This is a genomic window from Pantoea sp. YR525 (genome assembly GCF_900116775.1).
GTDB classification, from domain to species: domain Bacteria; phylum Pseudomonadota; class Gammaproteobacteria; order Enterobacterales; family Enterobacteriaceae; genus Pantoea; species Pantoea symbiotica.
Window position 1 is genome coordinate 44,029 of record NZ_FPBU01000007.1, and the last position, 15,797, is coordinate 59,825.

Consider the following 15,797-nt stretch of genomic DNA (forward strand, 5'->3'; position numbering starts at 1 on the left):
TGCACTTCTGTGGCAACCCACAGAAGTGCACATTATCTGACAACGTCAATTCACAAAATACAAACAGTGCTATAACAATTCATAATCATTGAAGATGATATTTTCGCCACTTGCCGCCGTTATATCGACTTTACCTGGCTCGGTTAAAAAGGCATCGCCGGGATGTACCCAAACTTCTTTTACCCGATTGGTATGAGTTTGATCGGCAATCAGTACCCGCCCTTCGGTAAAGAACACGCGCACGCCAGGCCCGTGTTGCGTATATTCGCCGGTACTGGCGCCAGGCTTCAGCGTGACCTTCCAGCCTCTCACTGTTTTCTTATCCAGCACCTGACTAAATGCGGCATTGTTAGGCCGCGAAGCGTTACCAAAATGTTGCGGGCCTGGTATGTTAATTTCGAACGCCACCTGATGATTGACGTTATTTCCGGTATTGGTGACCTTATCCGTATCCGATTTCCCTTGATGCTCACCGAATTTAACATTGCCGCTTTTCATTTCGGTCATGTTTACCGGCTTGTCGGGATACTCTATTTTGACCGGGCTCCCTTCAATGTGCGTATTAACATAATCCAGATGCTGCTCATGAAATAGCGTCGATTGTCCGGGTTGAATTAATACGCGCATTACCGTAACGTATTTATTTTCCAGAATGACGTGGTGCAGTGGTTCCAGATCGGTGGCAACCCCTTTTTCAGCCGCTTGTGTCGGTAATCCTGCGCTTAACAACGTCGAGCACAATAATGTGCTGAATAATGTTTTGCGAATAGTCGACATAAACACTCCTTTTCTTACGAATGAATTAACTAGAGCAGAAATTTACTCAACGATGGTGACCCAATTAGCGCCCTTACCGGTAGGCACGCGCTCAATTAATGTCAGTTTTCCGGATGCTTGATCGATGGAATAAAGTGAAATCTGGGTCGACTTCTGACCGGACTCAATTAAATAACGTCCGGAATTATCAATAGCAAATCCACGCGGCTGAGCTTCTGTTGGCGTGCTATTAATCAACGTCAATCGACCATCGCTCGGTGAAACATGAAATGCAGTAATATGACTGCTGGTGCGTTCGGTGGAATAAAGGAAACGTCCATTCGGCGTGATATGAATATCGGCTTGCCATAACCGCGGTTTGGCGGATTTTGGCAAATCATCATCGCCTGTCAGTGGTCGCGCTTCACCACGCTGCATGTTGGCGGCAATGGCCGGATCGAGTGACAGTGTCGCTTCATGTTCCGTTAGGGTGCCATCTTTGTTCAAAGTCAGGCGGGAGATGTTGCCGGCCATTTCGGTCAGCACATAGAGATTCTGCTCACCCTTCTCATCCCGCTGCGGTGCAAAGGTGAAATGACGCGGCCCGGTTGCCGCCTCACGTTGAATATTCACAAAGGCAGGCGTATTTGCCGTGACGGTTCCGCTGTGGCTATCGAAACGGTACTGCAGCAGTTGATCGGCACCCAGCAGCGGTACATAGAGAAACTGGTTGCTGGGATCGGTCTGAATTGAATGTGCACGCTTGCCGGTATGCACCACCTGCACCGGCGCACTCTCAACTTTGCCATCCGCAGCAATGCGATTGATACTAAACAGATCGCCGCCGTAAGAAGATGAAAGCAGAAATTTCCCGCTCTTATCCAGCGCGACATACGCCATCGCCTCTGGCAGCGGCGTATCCGCAAAATGCTGCAGCGAGCCGTCAGGTTGAATATGCCAGGCCGAAACATGGTAAGGCTTACTGCGAACGGAAACATAAAGTGTCTTCTTATCCTGCGATACCACCATCGGCATACTTTTCAGGCCACTGGGGTATTCACCAATCGGTTTCAGCTGGCGCTGCGCCTTTTGCAGCTCGTAAGCCGTCACCGTTCCGCTGTCGCCATTGGATACGTAGACAAAGGATTTTTCCTGCGCCAATACTGTTGATGCAAAGAGCATCATGCCTGCGGCTATTACCGTCTTTTTCATCTTTGGTTCTCGTTTTTGTAGGGAAAATTGCGGGTGTTACCAGCGCGTATTAAAGTGTTCGCACAGCTCCAATACGGCTTGTTCTGGCAGCGCGGCGGGCTTATCCACGCAGTTCAGCCAAAGTCGCGCGGTTTCCTCCAACTCTTCCAACGCAAAGCTCACCGTTGAAACGGATTTACCCCACATCACCGGGCCAAGTCTCTCCAGCATCACGCCACGAACGTCATTAGCCAACTCAGCAACCTGCGCAGCTACATCGGCATGGCCAGGGCGTCGATAGGCGATTAACGGAATCCGCCCGACTTTCATCACCTGATACGGCGTCAGGGGCGGCAAAATGCTGTCGCTCTGCCACACGCCCGCTAACGTCAGTTGCACCAGATGCGTGGAATGGGTGTGTACCACGCCTTGCGCCTCCGGGTTGCGATCATAAATCTGGCGATGTAACAGCAAAGTCTTCGACGGCTTGTCGCCCGAAACCCATTCACCCGCGCGATTGACCTTAGCAATACGGCCTGGCTCGAGATGTCCGAGACAAGCATCGGTTGGCGTAATCAGCCAGCCATCCTCTAGCCGAGCGCTAATGTTTCCTGCGGTGCCGGTGGTATAGCCGCGGTTAAACAGATCAGCTCCCACCTGACAAATCTCTTCGCGTAAGAACTGTTCGTTTTGCATGTAGTTTCTCCTCTTATTGATTGGCGGTAGCTATGACGTTGGCATCAGGTTTAGGGCTGATCGGTAATGGCTCTAGTTTGCCGAGCACAAACATAAAGGTCAGCGCACCCAGCACACAGATTCCGCCCGCCACCAGCAACGGCACCACAAATGAACCGTGGCTAAGACTCAGCATCAGGCCGGTAAACGAGGCAGTAACAATCCCGGCCAGGTTGCCCGCAAAGTTCTGGATGCCGCCCAGCGTGGCCACGTAATTACTGGCAGGCGCAACATCGGCTGGCAGCGTCCAGATATTGGCGGCAGTGAAAGCTAAACCGGCGTAAGTGATGGAGAACAGTGTCAGGATCACCGTAATGCTGTCGGTGAATGCGGCGAAAGCAATCACGCTGGAGAGCAACATCCCGCTGATAAGACAGGTTTTACGTGCAGCCGTCAGGCTGAATCCTTTGCGGTAAAGGGTATCTGACACAATCCCGCCGAGCAGACTTCCCGGAATCCCCATCAGTGCAGGGATCGCACCGAGCGTCCCCAGCTCTTTCAATGAAAAACCATGTGCCACTGTCAGATAAGTTGGGAACCAGGTCACAAAGAAATAGGTGGCGAAGTTCATGCAGAAGAAGCCAATCATCATTCCCCACACGTTGCGATGACGGAACAGTGACCACAATTCAACTTTTGCGTCAGCCTGCGTAGTGGGCAAAGCACGATCTTCCAGCAGATTCTGACGCTCTGTTTCATCGAGGCCTTTCATCTCTTCAGGCTCACGATAGAAGACTAACCAGATCACCACCCAAATCAGCCCTAACGCGCCAGTCACGATGAAGGACGTTTCCCAATCCCATACGCTGATCAGCCAGGCAACCAGAGGCAGCGCCAGCGCGCTACCGGCACGCGGACCGGCATCAAAGATCCCGCTTGCCGTTGCACGCTGCTTTTTCGGGAACCAACTGTAAACCACTTTGACACAGCCAGGATTTCCCCCCGCCTCACCCAGACCTAATGCTAAGCGCGCCGCAAAAAGAGAAGTGAATCCTTTACCAAACGAAGTAAACACCGTAAACAACGACCACCAGCCGACGGCGATGGCCAGTCCGGCACGTGCACCGAGACGATCGAGTAAACGTCCAGCCGGAATTTGCATCAGCGCATACGTCCAGAAGAAGGCGCCCAGAATCAGCCCCATGCTGGTGTCATCGAGGCCTAAATCTGCTTTGATGTGCGGTGCGGCGATCGCGAGGTTGATACGATCGATGTAATTGATTGCGATGGCGAAAAAGCAGAACACGATCATCAGCCAGCGAATTCGTGGATATCTGCGCATGGTGAATTCCTTTATGATTTATATAGGGTTAACACAGGTTCTGCGGCCTTAGGGCGGCTGCAGTCAGCGTTGTGGTTAAATTTGGGGGTGACAGTTCATGATCGTGTTAAAAAACGTGAGCAGGCACACCCAACCTGATAACATGATGTCAAAAGTAAGCGATTACAAAATTCAGTCAAGCCAAAAGTAAGCGCTTTCAAAATTACCTGTGAGGTGTCTGCAATTTTTGTGGACAAGCTCACTCTTTCTGCAGGAGTGACTTGATGAGTGAGAAGCAAAATGGATCTGGCCGCGTATCACTGGATGATGTAGCGCGTCTCTCTGGTGTTTCAACGGCGACGGTTTCACGCGTATTAAACGGCAGCACCACGGTCAAAGCGTCACGCCGTGAAGCGGTGGAAAAGGCCTGTGAGGAATTGGGATATGTGATTAACCGCGCCGCGCGCACCCTCGCCTCACGCCGCAGCATGACGATTGGCGCGGTAGTACCCACGCTGGCGACGGAAACCTTTTCGCGCCCGCTTGCGGCCTTTCAGCAACTGATTCATGAAGCCGGCTACACGCTGCTATTAGCCAACTCCAACTTCGATCCTGAAACCGAGCTGAAAGAAGTTAACAAGCTGATTGAGTACGGCATCGACGGTTTGATGCTGGTGGGCAATACTCATCATCCCAAACTTTGGGAGCGCATCGTTCAGCAAGATATCGCCTGCGTGCAGACCTTTTCGCAAGACAGCGAAAGACCCTGTGTCGGTTATGACAGCGAAGGTGCGGCTGAAACCCTGGCGCAGCATTTGCTGGGATTAGGGCATCAGCGTTTTGCGGTGATTGTCGGCACGCCGCCTTCGAACGATCGTATTTCAGAACGTCTGAATGGTACACGCCGCGCCCTGCAGCAGCATGGATTGACGCTGCCGGATACGCATTTGATTGATAATGCCTTCACCATGAATGATGCGCGCAGAGCAGTGTTTCGTTTACTCGATGCGCCGCAGCCGCCAACCGCCATCATCTGCGGTAACGATCTGCTGGCGTTTGGTGCCATGCGTGCGGCGAGCGAGCGTTATCTGCGCATTCCGAATGATATCTCCATCGTTGGCTTCAACGACTATGAGTACGCTGAACATCTGGAGCATCCGCTGACCACCATGCGTGTGGATTTAGCGTCGATTGGTGAACACGCAGCGCACTATTTGTTGAACTCGCTGAATAACTTACCCGCACCAATGCAGACGCAGATAAGTACCGAGTTGATTGTCCGGGGCAGCAGCGGCTCGGTGCCCCGTCAGGAACGCTAATCGCGTCTATCCATGCCGAAACGGTTAAACACGTCCGTGACTGACGGCGTTTTCAACCATGTCAGGAAACTCTGCGCCCGCTCCGGTTGACGGGCGTGGCTTAACACAGCAGCCGAGAGTGAAATCGCCTGCTGTGTGCCCGCTGGCAGCGGTCCGACGACCTCAATGCCCTCCACCATTAGCAGTTCGCTGATCTGCTGAACGGCCAGGTCAGCATTGCCCTTCACCAGTTGCTCGGCGGTGAAACCAGCAGGAATCACCGTGCCACGCGCGCGTAGCTCCGTATCAATGTTGAGTTGTTTCAGCAATTGCGAGAACCAGACACCGCTGGCTCCGGCTTCTGACCAGGCCACCGAACGCGCAGCTAACAAAGTCTGAATAAACGTTTCGCGATTGCTGATATCGGGCTGTGCAGCGCCCGCCCGCACTGCAATTCCGATGGGAGAATCAACCAGTTCGATACGCGTGCCCGCATCCGCCAAACCCGATTGTGTTAGGCGGTCCAGCGTCTCAACCGTAGCGATCACCACATCCGCTTCGGCGCCGGCGTTGAGCTCTTTTTCGATGATGGTGCTGGGATGCCAGCGTATCGCCAGCGGTATATCGGGGTTTTGCGACTGCCATTGCGCAACCAGTGTGTTAAACGGCGCACTCAGTGCGAGCGCGCTATAAATCGTTAATTCCATGATTAATCCTCGCGGGCGAAAAAGGGTGCTCGACGAAGCAGCGCAGCATTGAGTTGCTCAGGTCGCGTCACGCCTATCAGTGCTAAATCGCGATCGATTTCATCACGCAGGATATGCATGGCATGTTCTACACCCGCCTGTGCGCCAATCACCGCGCCATACAGGAATGGACGACCAAGAAACACGAAGTCCGCGCCCAGCGCCATCGCTTTCATCACATCGGTGCCGCGACGGATGCCGCTATCAATAATCACCTTCATATTGCCCTTCGCCGCCGCTATTTCAGCGAGCGTATGCAGCGGTGGCACCGTGTGATCCAGCTGACGGCCGCCGTGATTGGAGAGAATCACCGCATCGGCGCCAAGATCACGGGCAATGAAGGCATCATCCGGCGACATCAGCCCTTTAATCACCAGATTGCCTTTCCATTTTTTGCGGATCGCTTCAACGTGCTTCCAGCTCAGTTTGTCGCGTGCATTGGTGTTACGTACTTTGCTCGACATCATCGGCGGGCCGCGTTCAGCATCGGTATTTTCGAAGTGTGGCGCACCATGACGCAGAAAGGTTTGCGCCACCGTGCCCAATAGCCAACGCGGACTCATGGCGCTTTGCCACATCACTTTCGGGGTGATTTTTATCGGCATGCTGAAGCCACTGCGGGTGTTATGTTCCCGATTACCCAGCATCGGTGTATCACCGGTCACCACCAGCGTTTTATAACCGGCGTGTTCAACGCGGTCGACCAGGCGATCGATACGCGGTTGGTCGCCCGCCAGATAGGCCTGAAACCAGGCGTCGGGATTAGCGGCGATCACCTCTTCTAACGGAATCAGCGACGAGGCGCTGAGGATCATTGGCACATTCATTGCCCGTGCGGCCTTCGCCAGCATTAAGTCAGCCCGGTAACTGACAAACGACGCGCCGCCAAGCGGAGCAACACCGAATGGATGCGCCCAATCATGGCCCAATAAATTCACACGCTGATCCCGGCCAGAAACATCGCGGAACATACGCGGCACAAATACATATTGCTGATAAGCCTCATGCGCGGCAGCAAGTCCTCTGCCGGTTTCCACGCCGCCTTTTACGTACAGATAAATCATATTCGGTAACCGCTTACGCGCATGGCGTTCAAAATCTTCCAGCGCCAGCAAATCTCGAAAATGGCGTGGCACCGTATTCGCAGGGCGCACCTGCGCTTCGGGTGTCACGTTAACGTTAATAGCGGTGGTTTCTCCACGAATGGTCATAGTGCGTTCTCAGGGTTAGCCAAAAGTAAGCGATTTCAAATTAGGCATTCAGACGAATGCATTCACTTACATCCTGACAGATGCGCAGTTTTTTTATGTGACGAACATCACCATATTAAGACAAATGTAAGCCCTTACATTTTAATTCTGCCTCAGATATGGTGTGCTGTAATTCACTTGTTTATCGCTGGTGTCGGAGAAAATGATGAGCCAACGCATAGTTTTACTGCATGCCACGCCGGTGGCGATGTCTCCTATTCATGAAGCTTTTAACGATCTTTGGCCAGAGGCTGAAGTGGTGAATTTGCTGGATGATGGTTTGACAGTGGATCGCGCAAAAGAAGAACAGCTTTCGCGGCAGTTGATTGATCGCTTCGTTACTTTTGGCCGCTACGGTTACGCAATGAATGCGCAAGGTATTCTGGTGACCTGCTCAGCCTTTGGTCCAGCGATTGATGAGCTCTCTGCGGCCTTGCCGGTGCCGGTGTTGAAACCGAACGAAGCGATGTTCGAGGCTGCACTGCAGCAAGGCAAACGCATCGGCATGCTGGCCACCTTTGGTCCTTCACTCGTGACGATGTGCGATGAGTTTTATCACTATGCCGAACAAATAGGTTCATCCGCGACACTGGAAACCGTGCTGGTTCCGGATGCCATAGACCTGCTGCGTAAAGGCGATGTCGGCAACCACAATCGTCTGGTCGCAGAGTTCGCGCCGCAGTTGAGTCACTGCGATGTAATTATGCTGGCGCACTTCTCTACCTCGCGCGCCGCCGACGCCGTGCGGGAGAAAGTTTCGATTCCAGTGTTAACGGCCCCGCATGCGGCGGTGAAAAAAATGCAGTCAGCGATTGGAGGTTCATCATGCTGATTGGGGTCATCGCCGATGATTTTACTGGTGCCAGCGATATCGCCGTCACGCTGTCGAAAGGATTGGTGGGCGAAGGCGGTTTGCGCACGACGCAGTATCTTGGCGTACCGCATCAATCTGCAGATGAACAGGTGCAAGCTGGCGTTATTGCCTTGAAATCTCGCTCTCTGCCAGCAGAGGAAGCTGTTCAACAATCGCTAGCTGCCTGTGAATGGCTATTGCAGCAAGGCTGTACGCAGATCGTATTTAAATATTGCTCGACCTTTGACTCGACCGACTCTGGCAACATTGGTCCGGTACTCGACGCGCTGGCTCAGCGATTAGCCGCGCGCAGTGTGATTGTCTGCCCGGCGTTTCCCACGATGGGCCGTACGGTTTATCAGGGCAATTTGTTTGTACACGACCGGCCGCTGAATGAATCCGGAATGGAGCATCATCCTTTGACGCCCATGAAGGATGCGGACATCCGCCGTTTGCTGGCGCGCCAGGCGAAAACACGCGTTAGTCATATTGGCTGGCAGCAAGTGGTGCAAGGCAGTGAAGCACTGCGCGAGATTCTAAATGCCCGCGCAGATGAGGAAGCGCAATTGGTGGTCGTGGATGCCATCAGCGATCACGATTTAACGCTGATCGGCATCGCCGCTGCGGGTGAGAAGCTAATCAGTGGTGGATCGGGCATCGCGCTTGCCCTACCGCACAACTTCATCAGCGCCGGTCAAGCACAAGGTAATAACAGTGAGTTTCCTGCCATTAACGGTTCCAGCGCTATTTTGGTCGGCAGTTGTTCAGGCGCGACGCGTGGACAAATCGAGGAGCACCAAAAACAGCATGCGGTGCTGGCGATAGAGATTGAGGATGTAATGGCGGAACACATTAATGCTGATGATCTCGTGGAATATATCCTCACACATCAGGACAGTTGCCCGCTAATCTATTCCTCGGGCGATCCCGCAACCGTAAAGCAAATGCAGCAGCAGTTTGGCCAGCACAATATCTCGCAACGCCTTGATCGGCTGTTTGGTGATACGGCACGTAAGTTAGTGCGCGAGGAGGGCATACAGCGTTTAGTGGTTGGCGGCGGAGAAACCTCGGGCGCCGTGGTCAGCGCGCTGAATTTGGGTTCACTGCAGGTTGGCCGCGAAATCGATCCGGGCGTGCCCGCCCTCTTTGCTATGAGCGAGCAGCCGCTAGCGCTGGCACTTAAATCGGGTAATTTTGGTCGGCGCGACTTCTTCTCGCATGCACTTAACGTATTAGCCGGTTCTACGCATTAAATTCAAGACAACGTCTGCAAGACGTTGTCTTGTTCTCTCTTTAACGACCGCCAAATTCCGGCAACACCCCAAACCAGCTCAGCAGCCAGGCCAGTATATTCATCGCACCAAAGACAAACAGTAAAACCACCGCCACTGAACAGCGTTGCTGTGATTTCCACGCCAGCATGGCCGGGATTAACACCGCCCATAAAGTGGCAAACAGTCCGGCAAAACCAATCGCCGCGACAAAGCCATTCGGCCAGCAAATCGAGGCGAGTAACGGCGGCAGGAAAGTCAGGCTGGCGGTTTTCAGACGCGCGCCCGGTGAATTCCCGAATCCCAGACGATCGGCGATGAAATCAAACAGACCAGCGGTAACGCCGAGGAATGAAGCGATCACCGCGAAATGCGAGAAGATCGACATCATCAGCGCCAGCGCATTTACATGCAGATGATCACGCAGCGCCGACATCAGTGCCGCGATATCACCGCCCTGCTTCACAATCTCAGGAAAGGCATCGCGCGGAAGATTTCCCATGGTGCTGGTCAACCAAAACAGATACAGCGCCAGCGACAGCAAGGTACCCAATACCAACGCGCGCGTAATGTTCTGCTTATTACCTTCGTAATAACTCACCAGACCGGTGATGTTGCCGTGATAACCAAACGACGCGAGACAAAACGGCAGCACGCCAAGAGCATAAGGCCAGTAATGTTCGCCTGCTGCGGGTCCGCTCATTAACGACGGCACGTTCACCTGCGTTAGTAAGCCGCCAAACAGCACGATCAGTAGCAGGATTTTCGCCAGCACGCAGAAGGTCATCAAACGGCTGACGCCGGTGGTGCCGAGCCACACCACCAAAGCAACGCACAGCGTGAGCAATATTTTGGCTTCTGCGGTAGAGATCGGTAATCCCAACTGACTGATGGAGTGCTGATACACCGGGCCGCTGGCCGAAATGTAGGCGTAGGTGAGGATGCCGAGAACAAATAAGATGCTGAGTCCATTAAGCGCCGCCCAGCCGCGTCCGAGCAAATCTTTGGTTAAGGTGTCGTAACCCGCGCCAGGCGGATACTTGAGGCTGACGCGCATAAACAACAAGCCGGACAGCAACATGCCGCCCCAGCTGATCAGCAGTAACACCATCGCCCAGCCAAACCACGCGCCCGCCATCACCACCGGCAGCGTAAACATCCCTGCGCCCACCACGGTGCCGCAAATAATCATCGCGCCCCACCATACGGAAGGCTGGCGGCGGGACAATGTCATCTCCGTCATCACTTATTCCCTACAAAACTGCTTAAAGTCGGCGATGATACACGGGAAAACGCTGAGATGAGAGTGTGATACGAGATAAAACGCGCGGCATTATGCAGGTGCGCGTTAATGCGCACCCTACGAAAAAAGCGCCAATCCTTTGTAGGGTCGCCATTTATGGTGACCGAACGACGCTTAACTGACGAGCATTACGCCATCAAGACGCGCGTTTATGGAACGGAAAAGAACTTATTCATAGAACGCAGGTTTCGCCGGCATGGTGATCGGCACGATGTCACCGGAGTTTTGCGCCGCAACGCAGGCATCAGCCGCGACCTGCGCCGCGTAACCATCCCAAGCGGATGGGCCGGTCATCTCACCTGATAACACGCTGTTGATGAAATCCTGCAGCTCCACGTCATAGGCATCGATGAAACGCTTTTTCCAGTCGGTAAGAATACTGGTGGAAAGTTTGGCCGCGCTGCGCGTCTGCACCGACATCGGCTCAGGCAAACGTGCGATACCGCTTTCGCCCACCACTTCGCACTGAATATCGTAGCCGTAAGCGCAGTTAACGAAGATTTCCACGTCGATGCGCACGCCTTTGGCAGTTTCCAGCAGCACGATTTGCGGATCTTTCAGATGCGCAGCCGCTTTACTCGTTGAGCGTGGATAGATCACCTGCGCGCTGACGTAATCATCTTTTAGCAACCAGCGCAGCACATCGAGCTCATGAACCAGCGTGTCGGTGATAGCCATATTGGTGGTGTAAGAATCGCCGACTTCGGGATTGCGGTGCGCGCAGTGCAGCATCAGCGGCTCACCGATGTCACCGTTCTCAATCACCGCTTTCAGCGCACGGTAACCGGCGTCGTAAGGACGCATAAAGCCAACCTGCACCAGTTTCTTACCGGCGGCGATTTCCGCCTCAACGATGTTCATGCAACCCTGCGCGGTGACCGCCAGCGGTTTTTCACAGAACACCGCTTTGCCCGCTTTGATTGACGCCAACACGAACTCTTCGTGAGTTGGGCCCCACGAAGTGACCAGAATCGCCTGCACTTCGGGCGCATTAATCAGGTCATGTGCGTTGTCATAGATCTCCGCCTGAATCCCCAGATCTTGAATGATCTGTTCGCAGTTGCTGCGGTTAATGTCATTCAGCGCCACTACGCGCGAATGTTGCAGCACCTGGCTACAGCGACGAATGTGTTCGCGACCGATCGCGCCCGTGCCAATTACACCAATATTGAGCGTCATAGCGTGTTCCTTAATTATTCAGATAAGCAATGCTGGATTGGATTTCCTGGGCAATCTGTTCTTCGCTCCAGCCATCCATTACGGAAGAAAACGGTTCAAAGGCGTAGATACCGCGATAGCCCATCTCTTCCAGACGCTGCACTTGTTGTTTCGATTTCAGCAGATCGTCGGCGCTCAGCATGATGCGCTCTTCGTCGGTTAACTGATGGGTTGGACGCGTGTCGGTCACGCCAGAGAGATGCACCAGCCCGATGTTGCTGACATCGACGTCGCCGGCAAAGTCTTGCTCAGCGCCTTCGTACAAGTGGTGGTGAAAAGTATCCAGTACGATTTTGAACGGCGCGCCCGCCTGCTTGATAAGCTGCTGTGCCAGAGCAGCAGAACGCAGCGAGCTTTGCGGGAACCCGAGCGGCTCAACCAGACCAGCGATGCCATATTCGGCGAACAGTGGCACGAGCGTTTTTAACGCATCGACAGTTTGCTGCTGGGAAATAACCGTGCCGTCATTCAGTGGGCAAAGTACTAACGCTTTGGCACCGGTTTCACGCGCATCGTTTAATAAAGCGCGCGTTTTTTCCAGCACCTCATCGGTTAATTGGTTAAACGGATAAACCGCATTAATAGTCTCGATGGTGAACGCATGTTGTTTAGCCAGCTCACGAACTTGTTCACCGGATAAATGATCAGTCACGCTGCCACTTTTCATATCATTGCGGATTTCGACTTTATTTAACCCTAACTTTTCAACCAGCGAGAAAAAACGCTCGATGCTGAGGTTGGGCGCAATTTTACGATTAACGCAGAGTCGGTCATGGCTTATTTTGTAGGTCATGGTGTGTTCTATCCTGAAAGAGTAATATTATTTACTTTCTGTTTTGTTGTGACGCGTCGATATCTTGCGATAGTAAGCGATGTCGTTTTGCTGCTCTGCCAGAACTTTGATTGATTTACATCAACGCAACATCATTTATACAACTCATGGAAGTAGTGCTCGACCTGCTCCAGGCTGCGCCCTTTGGTTTCCGGGATGGTGCGCAACACGAACATCGATCCACCAATACCAATCACCGCAAAGGTTAAGAAGGCTCCGGCCAGGCCAAATGCCGCCAGCAGTAGCGGGAACGCCATCGAAATGGCGAAGTTCGCCATCCACAGCGCAAACACCGCGCCGCCCATACAAATGCCGCGCATACGCGCCGGGAAGATCTCAGAAAGCAACAGCCAGGTAACCGGCGACAGCGCGCCTTGCTGGAAGCACAGGAACATCAACATGCCCGCCAGCACCAGATAGGCGCGCAGCAGATTGACGTCGCCTGCCGAATGATATTCCGGCATAAAGAAGCACACCGCCGCGATAAAGAACAGGCACGCGGTGCAACCCATCTGTCCAACCAACACCAGCGGACGACGGCCGATTTTGCCGATCATCCAGATCCCGACCAGCGTCATCAGCACCGAAATCACGCCGTTAGCGATGGTGGCGAACAGCGCGGCATCGTTGCTCAAGCCGGTCGCCGTCAGCATGGTCGGCGCGTAATACATGATGGTGTTGACGCCGGTCAGCTGCTGAATCGCCGCAATGCCGATGCCAAGAAGGAACACTTTGCGCAGCCACGGCGTACGCAGATCGCGCAAGCGGCCTTTGCCCTGTTGCCGGTTCTCTTCGATGGTTTCTTCGATCTCTTCCAGCTCCCAATCGACGTCATCCGCCGCGCGGGTTTTCTCCAGCACTTTGCGCGCTTCGTTGTTGTTACCGCGCATCACGTGCCAGCGCGGGCTTTCTGGCATAAAGATCATGCCAAACCACAGCAAAACGGCGGGTACAGTCGAAATGGCGATCATCCAGCGCCAGGTGTGCTCTCCGCCCCAGATTTCGTTGAAAGTGGCATTGGACACGTACGCCAGCAGTTGGCCCGAAACAATCATCAGCTCCTGCAAGGTGACCAGTTGGCCGCGCTTGTTGGCCGGCGCGATTTCCGCGATATACACCGGCACCGTGGCCGCCGCGCCACCCACGGCGATGCCCAGGAACAGACGTGAAGCGATCATTGAGATGACATCCGGCGCAAATGCCGAACCGATGGCGCCAAGGGCAAAAATAAAGGCGAGGGAAATAATGATCTTGCGACGTCCCAGCGCGTCCGCAAAATGACCGGCAAGCAGCGCGCCGAAAGCGGCACCAAATAGCAGTGAACTGGTGACTAATCCGGTGGTAAATGGCGTGAGCTGTAAATCGTCACGCATAAACAGCAAAGCGCCCGATACCACGCCAGTATCGTAGCCAAACAGTAATCCACCCAGCGTGGCGACCAGCGCGATTATTTTAACAAAGGGCTCGGTGCGTGTGGTGCTATTCGGGCCGGAAGCCGTGTTGGTGGATATATAAAGTTCTCTTTCCATAATACCTCCTGGTAAAAAATACATAAGGAAATACGGCAGAACAAAACAGAGCGTTCACGCTAACGGCATTTTTATTTCATGTTAATTTTTATTTGGAATTTGTTTTCCTAAATGTGAGTTCAAGCATTTTGGTGTTTTTATTTTGATGGAATTGCATCAGCGGAGGATTTTATTTAGGCAGGATTCATCACGGTAATTAAAAAGGTCGCCATGAATGGCGACCTTACGTGCGCGGTGATATTAACTCCGTAGGGTCGCCATTTATGGCGACCGTCTATATGCGTATTTCACATTAACATTGCCAAATTATGCATTTGTGAAATTACCCTAGTGCAATAGCATTGATTTCTTTGCTTTTCCCCTGCCGTTTCGCCAACTGGATCATCACCTTCATGCGCAATATGCAGTCGCGTTGCCTATCCCTGAACGACTTCGAGAAGTATGCCAAACGTCATCTGCCGCATCCGCTGTTCGCCTACGTTTCTGGCGGCGTCGAGGACAATATCGCGCTGCGCAACACGCTGGCATCTTATGCGCGCTACAGCCTAATCCCGGAAAACATGGTGGATGTGTCGCAGCGCAATATTGGGGTTGAGCTGTTTGGACAAAGCTACGCGGCGCCGGTTGGCATCGCGCCGATGGGCATCTCGGCGTTAACCGGTTTTGATGGCGATTGCACGCTGGCAAGCGCGGCGAAAGAGAAGAACGTACCGTTTATCATGAGCGGCTCCTCGCTGACGCGGCTGGAAGAGGTGGCGCAAGTGAATCCCGATATGTGGTTTCAGGCCTATCTGCCGAAAACGCTGGAGGAGATCGATGCGCTGATCGATCGCGTTAAGCGTGCCGCGATTCCGGTGCTGGTGATCACCGTGGACACGCCGGTTAAGGCCAACAGGGAAAACAACGTACGCGCCGGATTCGCTACGCCGTTCCGACCCAGCCTGCGTTTGGCGTGGGAAGGTATCACGCATCCGCGCTGGTTAACCGGAACCTTGCTTAAGACGATGCTGAAAAGCGGTATGCCCTATTTTGAGAACAATCATGCGCAGCGAGGCGCGCCGCTGTTCTCGAAAAACGCGGTGCGGGATTTCAGCGGCCGCAGCCACTTAACCTGGCAGCATATCGAACATATCCGCGCGCACTGGCCGGGCGCGATGGTGATTAAAGGCATTCTCAGCCGTAACGATGCGCTGCGCTGTAAAACCATCGGCATCGACGGGATTGTGGTGTCCAATCATGGTGGACGACAGCTGGATACGGTGATTCCGCCGCTTTATGTGCTGCCGGAAATCGTTGCAGCAGCGGGTGAAATGACGGTGATGTTTGATAGCGGAATTCGACGCGGCACCGACGCCATCAAAGCTATCGCGCTGGGCGCAAAAGCCTGCTTTGTCGGGCGGCCATTTAATTATGCTTGCGCGGTCGGCGGTTTAGCGGGCGTAAATTTGGCCATCGATTTGATTACCAGCGAGGTTAGCCGCGATTTAGGCATGTTAGGCGCGGCTTCACTGGCGGATTTAGGGGAGAAGCATTTGCGGTTGGTTGGTTGATGGT

Annotated in this window: 14 protein-coding genes; 4 read left to right on the plus strand and 10 right to left on the minus strand. The window is 53.5% G+C overall.

Going from position 1 to position 15,797, the window contains the following annotated elements; genetic code table 11:
* Window positions 1-69: 69 nt before the first annotated feature.
* From BM323_RS15120 to BM323_RS15135, 4 genes are read right to left on the minus strand one after another with little or no spacing between them, the layout of a single operon-like run.
* Entirely contained in the window at window positions 70-777 is a 708-nt protein-coding gene (locus tag BM323_RS15120; protein WP_008106259.1) for a hypothetical protein, read from the minus strand.
* Window positions 778-819: 42 nt separating this feature from the next.
* The gene (locus BM323_RS15125; protein WP_008106262.1) at window positions 820-1,968 is read right to left on the minus strand and encodes a lactonase family protein; all 1,149 of its coding nucleotides are present in this window, start codon (window positions 1,966-1,968) and stop codon (window positions 820-822) included.
* Window positions 1,969-2,004: 36 nt separating this feature from the next.
* Window positions 2,005-2,643, minus strand: coding sequence for a 3-oxo-tetronate 4-phosphate decarboxylase (locus BM323_RS15130; protein WP_008106264.1), 639 nt, complete (start codon window positions 2,641-2,643; stop codon window positions 2,005-2,007).
* A gap of 13 nt (window positions 2,644-2,656) precedes the next feature.
* The gene (locus tag BM323_RS15135) at window positions 2,657-3,964 is read right to left on the minus strand and encodes an MFS transporter (protein ID WP_008106267.1); all 1,308 of its coding nucleotides are present in this window, start codon (window positions 3,962-3,964) and stop codon (window positions 2,657-2,659) included.
* Between the two features lie 263 nt (window positions 3,965-4,227).
* On the opposite strand from BM323_RS15135, the gene BM323_RS15140 reads away from it, so the two are divergent.
* Complete coding sequence (locus BM323_RS15140; protein WP_008106269.1) at window positions 4,228-5,262, plus strand: LacI family DNA-binding transcriptional regulator; 1,035 nt, start codon at window positions 4,228-4,230, stop codon at window positions 5,260-5,262.
* Here the strand turns inward: BM323_RS15140 and BM323_RS15145 are convergent.
* On the minus strand, window positions 5,259-5,948 hold the full coding sequence (locus BM323_RS15145; protein ID WP_008106271.1) for a molybdate ABC transporter substrate-binding protein: 690 nt from the start codon (window positions 5,946-5,948) through the stop codon (window positions 5,259-5,261). The genes BM323_RS15140 and BM323_RS15145 overlap by 4 nt on opposite strands.
* 2 nt (window positions 5,949-5,950) lie before the next feature.
* On the minus strand, window positions 5,951-7,198 hold the full coding sequence (locus BM323_RS15150) for an alpha-hydroxy acid oxidase (protein WP_091004122.1): 1,248 nt from the start codon (window positions 7,196-7,198) through the stop codon (window positions 5,951-5,953).
* Between the two features lie 205 nt (window positions 7,199-7,403).
* Here BM323_RS15150 and BM323_RS15155 point away from each other — a divergent pair, with 205 nt between their 5' ends.
* Window positions 7,404-8,069: an aspartate/glutamate racemase family protein gene (locus BM323_RS15155; RefSeq protein ID WP_008106275.1), complete on the plus strand. Its 666-nt coding sequence runs from the start codon at window positions 7,404-7,406 to the stop codon at window positions 8,067-8,069.
* Entirely contained in the window at window positions 8,063-9,343 is a 1,281-nt protein-coding gene (gene otnK, locus BM323_RS15160; RefSeq protein WP_008106277.1) for a 3-oxo-tetronate kinase, read from the plus strand. Before BM323_RS15155 ends, otnK begins: the two co-directional genes overlap by 7 nt.
* Window positions 9,344-9,383: 40 nt before the next feature.
* Here the strand turns inward: otnK and BM323_RS15165 are convergent, their stop codons facing one another.
* The 4 genes from BM323_RS15165 to BM323_RS15180 form a co-directional block, all read right to left on the minus strand.
* Window positions 9,384-10,604, minus strand: coding sequence for an aromatic amino acid transporter (locus BM323_RS15165; RefSeq protein WP_008106279.1), 1,221 nt, complete (start codon window positions 10,602-10,604; stop codon window positions 9,384-9,386).
* Window positions 10,605-10,832: 228 nt separating this feature from the next.
* Window positions 10,833-11,843 carry a bifunctional inositol 2-dehydrogenase/D-chiro-inositol 1-dehydrogenase gene (locus tag BM323_RS15170; RefSeq protein WP_008106281.1) on the minus strand — a complete coding sequence of 337 codons (1,011 nt, stop codon included), beginning with the start codon at window positions 11,841-11,843 and terminating at the stop codon, window positions 10,833-10,835.
* A 10-nt stretch (window positions 11,844-11,853) separates the two neighbouring features.
* On the minus strand, window positions 11,854-12,675 hold the full coding sequence (locus tag BM323_RS15175; protein ID WP_008106284.1) for a TIM barrel protein: 822 nt from the start codon (window positions 12,673-12,675) through the stop codon (window positions 11,854-11,856).
* Between the two features lie 131 nt (window positions 12,676-12,806).
* The gene (locus BM323_RS15180; protein WP_008106285.1) at window positions 12,807-14,243 is read right to left on the minus strand and encodes a sugar porter family MFS transporter; all 1,437 of its coding nucleotides are present in this window, start codon (window positions 14,241-14,243) and stop codon (window positions 12,807-12,809) included.
* A gap of 392 nt (window positions 14,244-14,635) precedes the next feature.
* Between BM323_RS15180 and BM323_RS15185 the strand changes: the two genes are divergently transcribed.
* Window positions 14,636-15,793, plus strand: coding sequence for an alpha-hydroxy acid oxidase (locus tag BM323_RS15185; RefSeq protein WP_008107420.1), 1,158 nt, complete (start codon window positions 14,636-14,638; stop codon window positions 15,791-15,793).
* Window positions 15,794-15,797 lie beyond the last annotated feature (4 nt).

Bases quoted from the DNA above. Each gene is read 5' to 3' on its own strand.
- BM323_RS15120 (WP_008106259.1), bottom strand. From the start codon at position 777: ATGTCGACTATTCGCAAAACATTATTCAGCACATTATTGTGCTCGACG.
- BM323_RS15125 (WP_008106262.1), bottom strand. From the start codon at position 1,968: ATGAAAAAGACGGTAATAGCCGCAGGCATGATGCTCTTTGCATCAACA.
- BM323_RS15130 (WP_008106264.1), bottom strand. From the start codon at position 2,643: ATGCAAAACGAACAGTTCTTACGCGAAGAGATTTGTCAGGTGGGAGCT.
- BM323_RS15135 (WP_008106267.1), bottom strand. From the start codon at position 3,964: ATGCGCAGATATCCACGAATTCGCTGGCTGATGATCGTGTTCTGCTTT.
- BM323_RS15140 (WP_008106269.1), top strand. From the start codon at position 4,228: ATGAGTGAGAAGCAAAATGGATCTGGCCGCGTATCACTGGATGATGTA.
- BM323_RS15145 (WP_008106271.1), bottom strand. From the start codon at position 5,948: ATGGAATTAACGATTTATAGCGCGCTCGCACTGAGTGCGCCGTTTAAC.
- BM323_RS15150 (WP_091004122.1), bottom strand. From the start codon at position 7,198: ATGACCATTCGTGGAGAAACCACCGCTATTAACGTTAACGTGACACCC.
- BM323_RS15155 (WP_008106275.1), top strand. From the start codon at position 7,404: ATGAGCCAACGCATAGTTTTACTGCATGCCACGCCGGTGGCGATGTCT.
- otnK (WP_008106277.1), top strand. From the start codon at position 8,063: ATGCTGATTGGGGTCATCGCCGATGATTTTACTGGTGCCAGCGATATC.
- BM323_RS15165 (WP_008106279.1), bottom strand. From the start codon at position 10,604: ATGACGGAGATGACATTGTCCCGCCGCCAGCCTTCCGTATGGTGGGGC.
- BM323_RS15170 (WP_008106281.1), bottom strand. From the start codon at position 11,843: ATGACGCTCAATATTGGTGTAATTGGCACGGGCGCGATCGGTCGCGAA.
- BM323_RS15175 (WP_008106284.1), bottom strand. From the start codon at position 12,675: ATGACCTACAAAATAAGCCATGACCGACTCTGCGTTAATCGTAAAATT.
- BM323_RS15180 (WP_008106285.1), bottom strand. From the start codon at position 14,243: ATGGAAAGAGAACTTTATATATCCACCAACACGGCTTCCGGCCCGAAT.
- BM323_RS15185 (WP_008107420.1), top strand. From the start codon at position 14,636: ATGCGCAATATGCAGTCGCGTTGCCTATCCCTGAACGACTTCGAGAAG.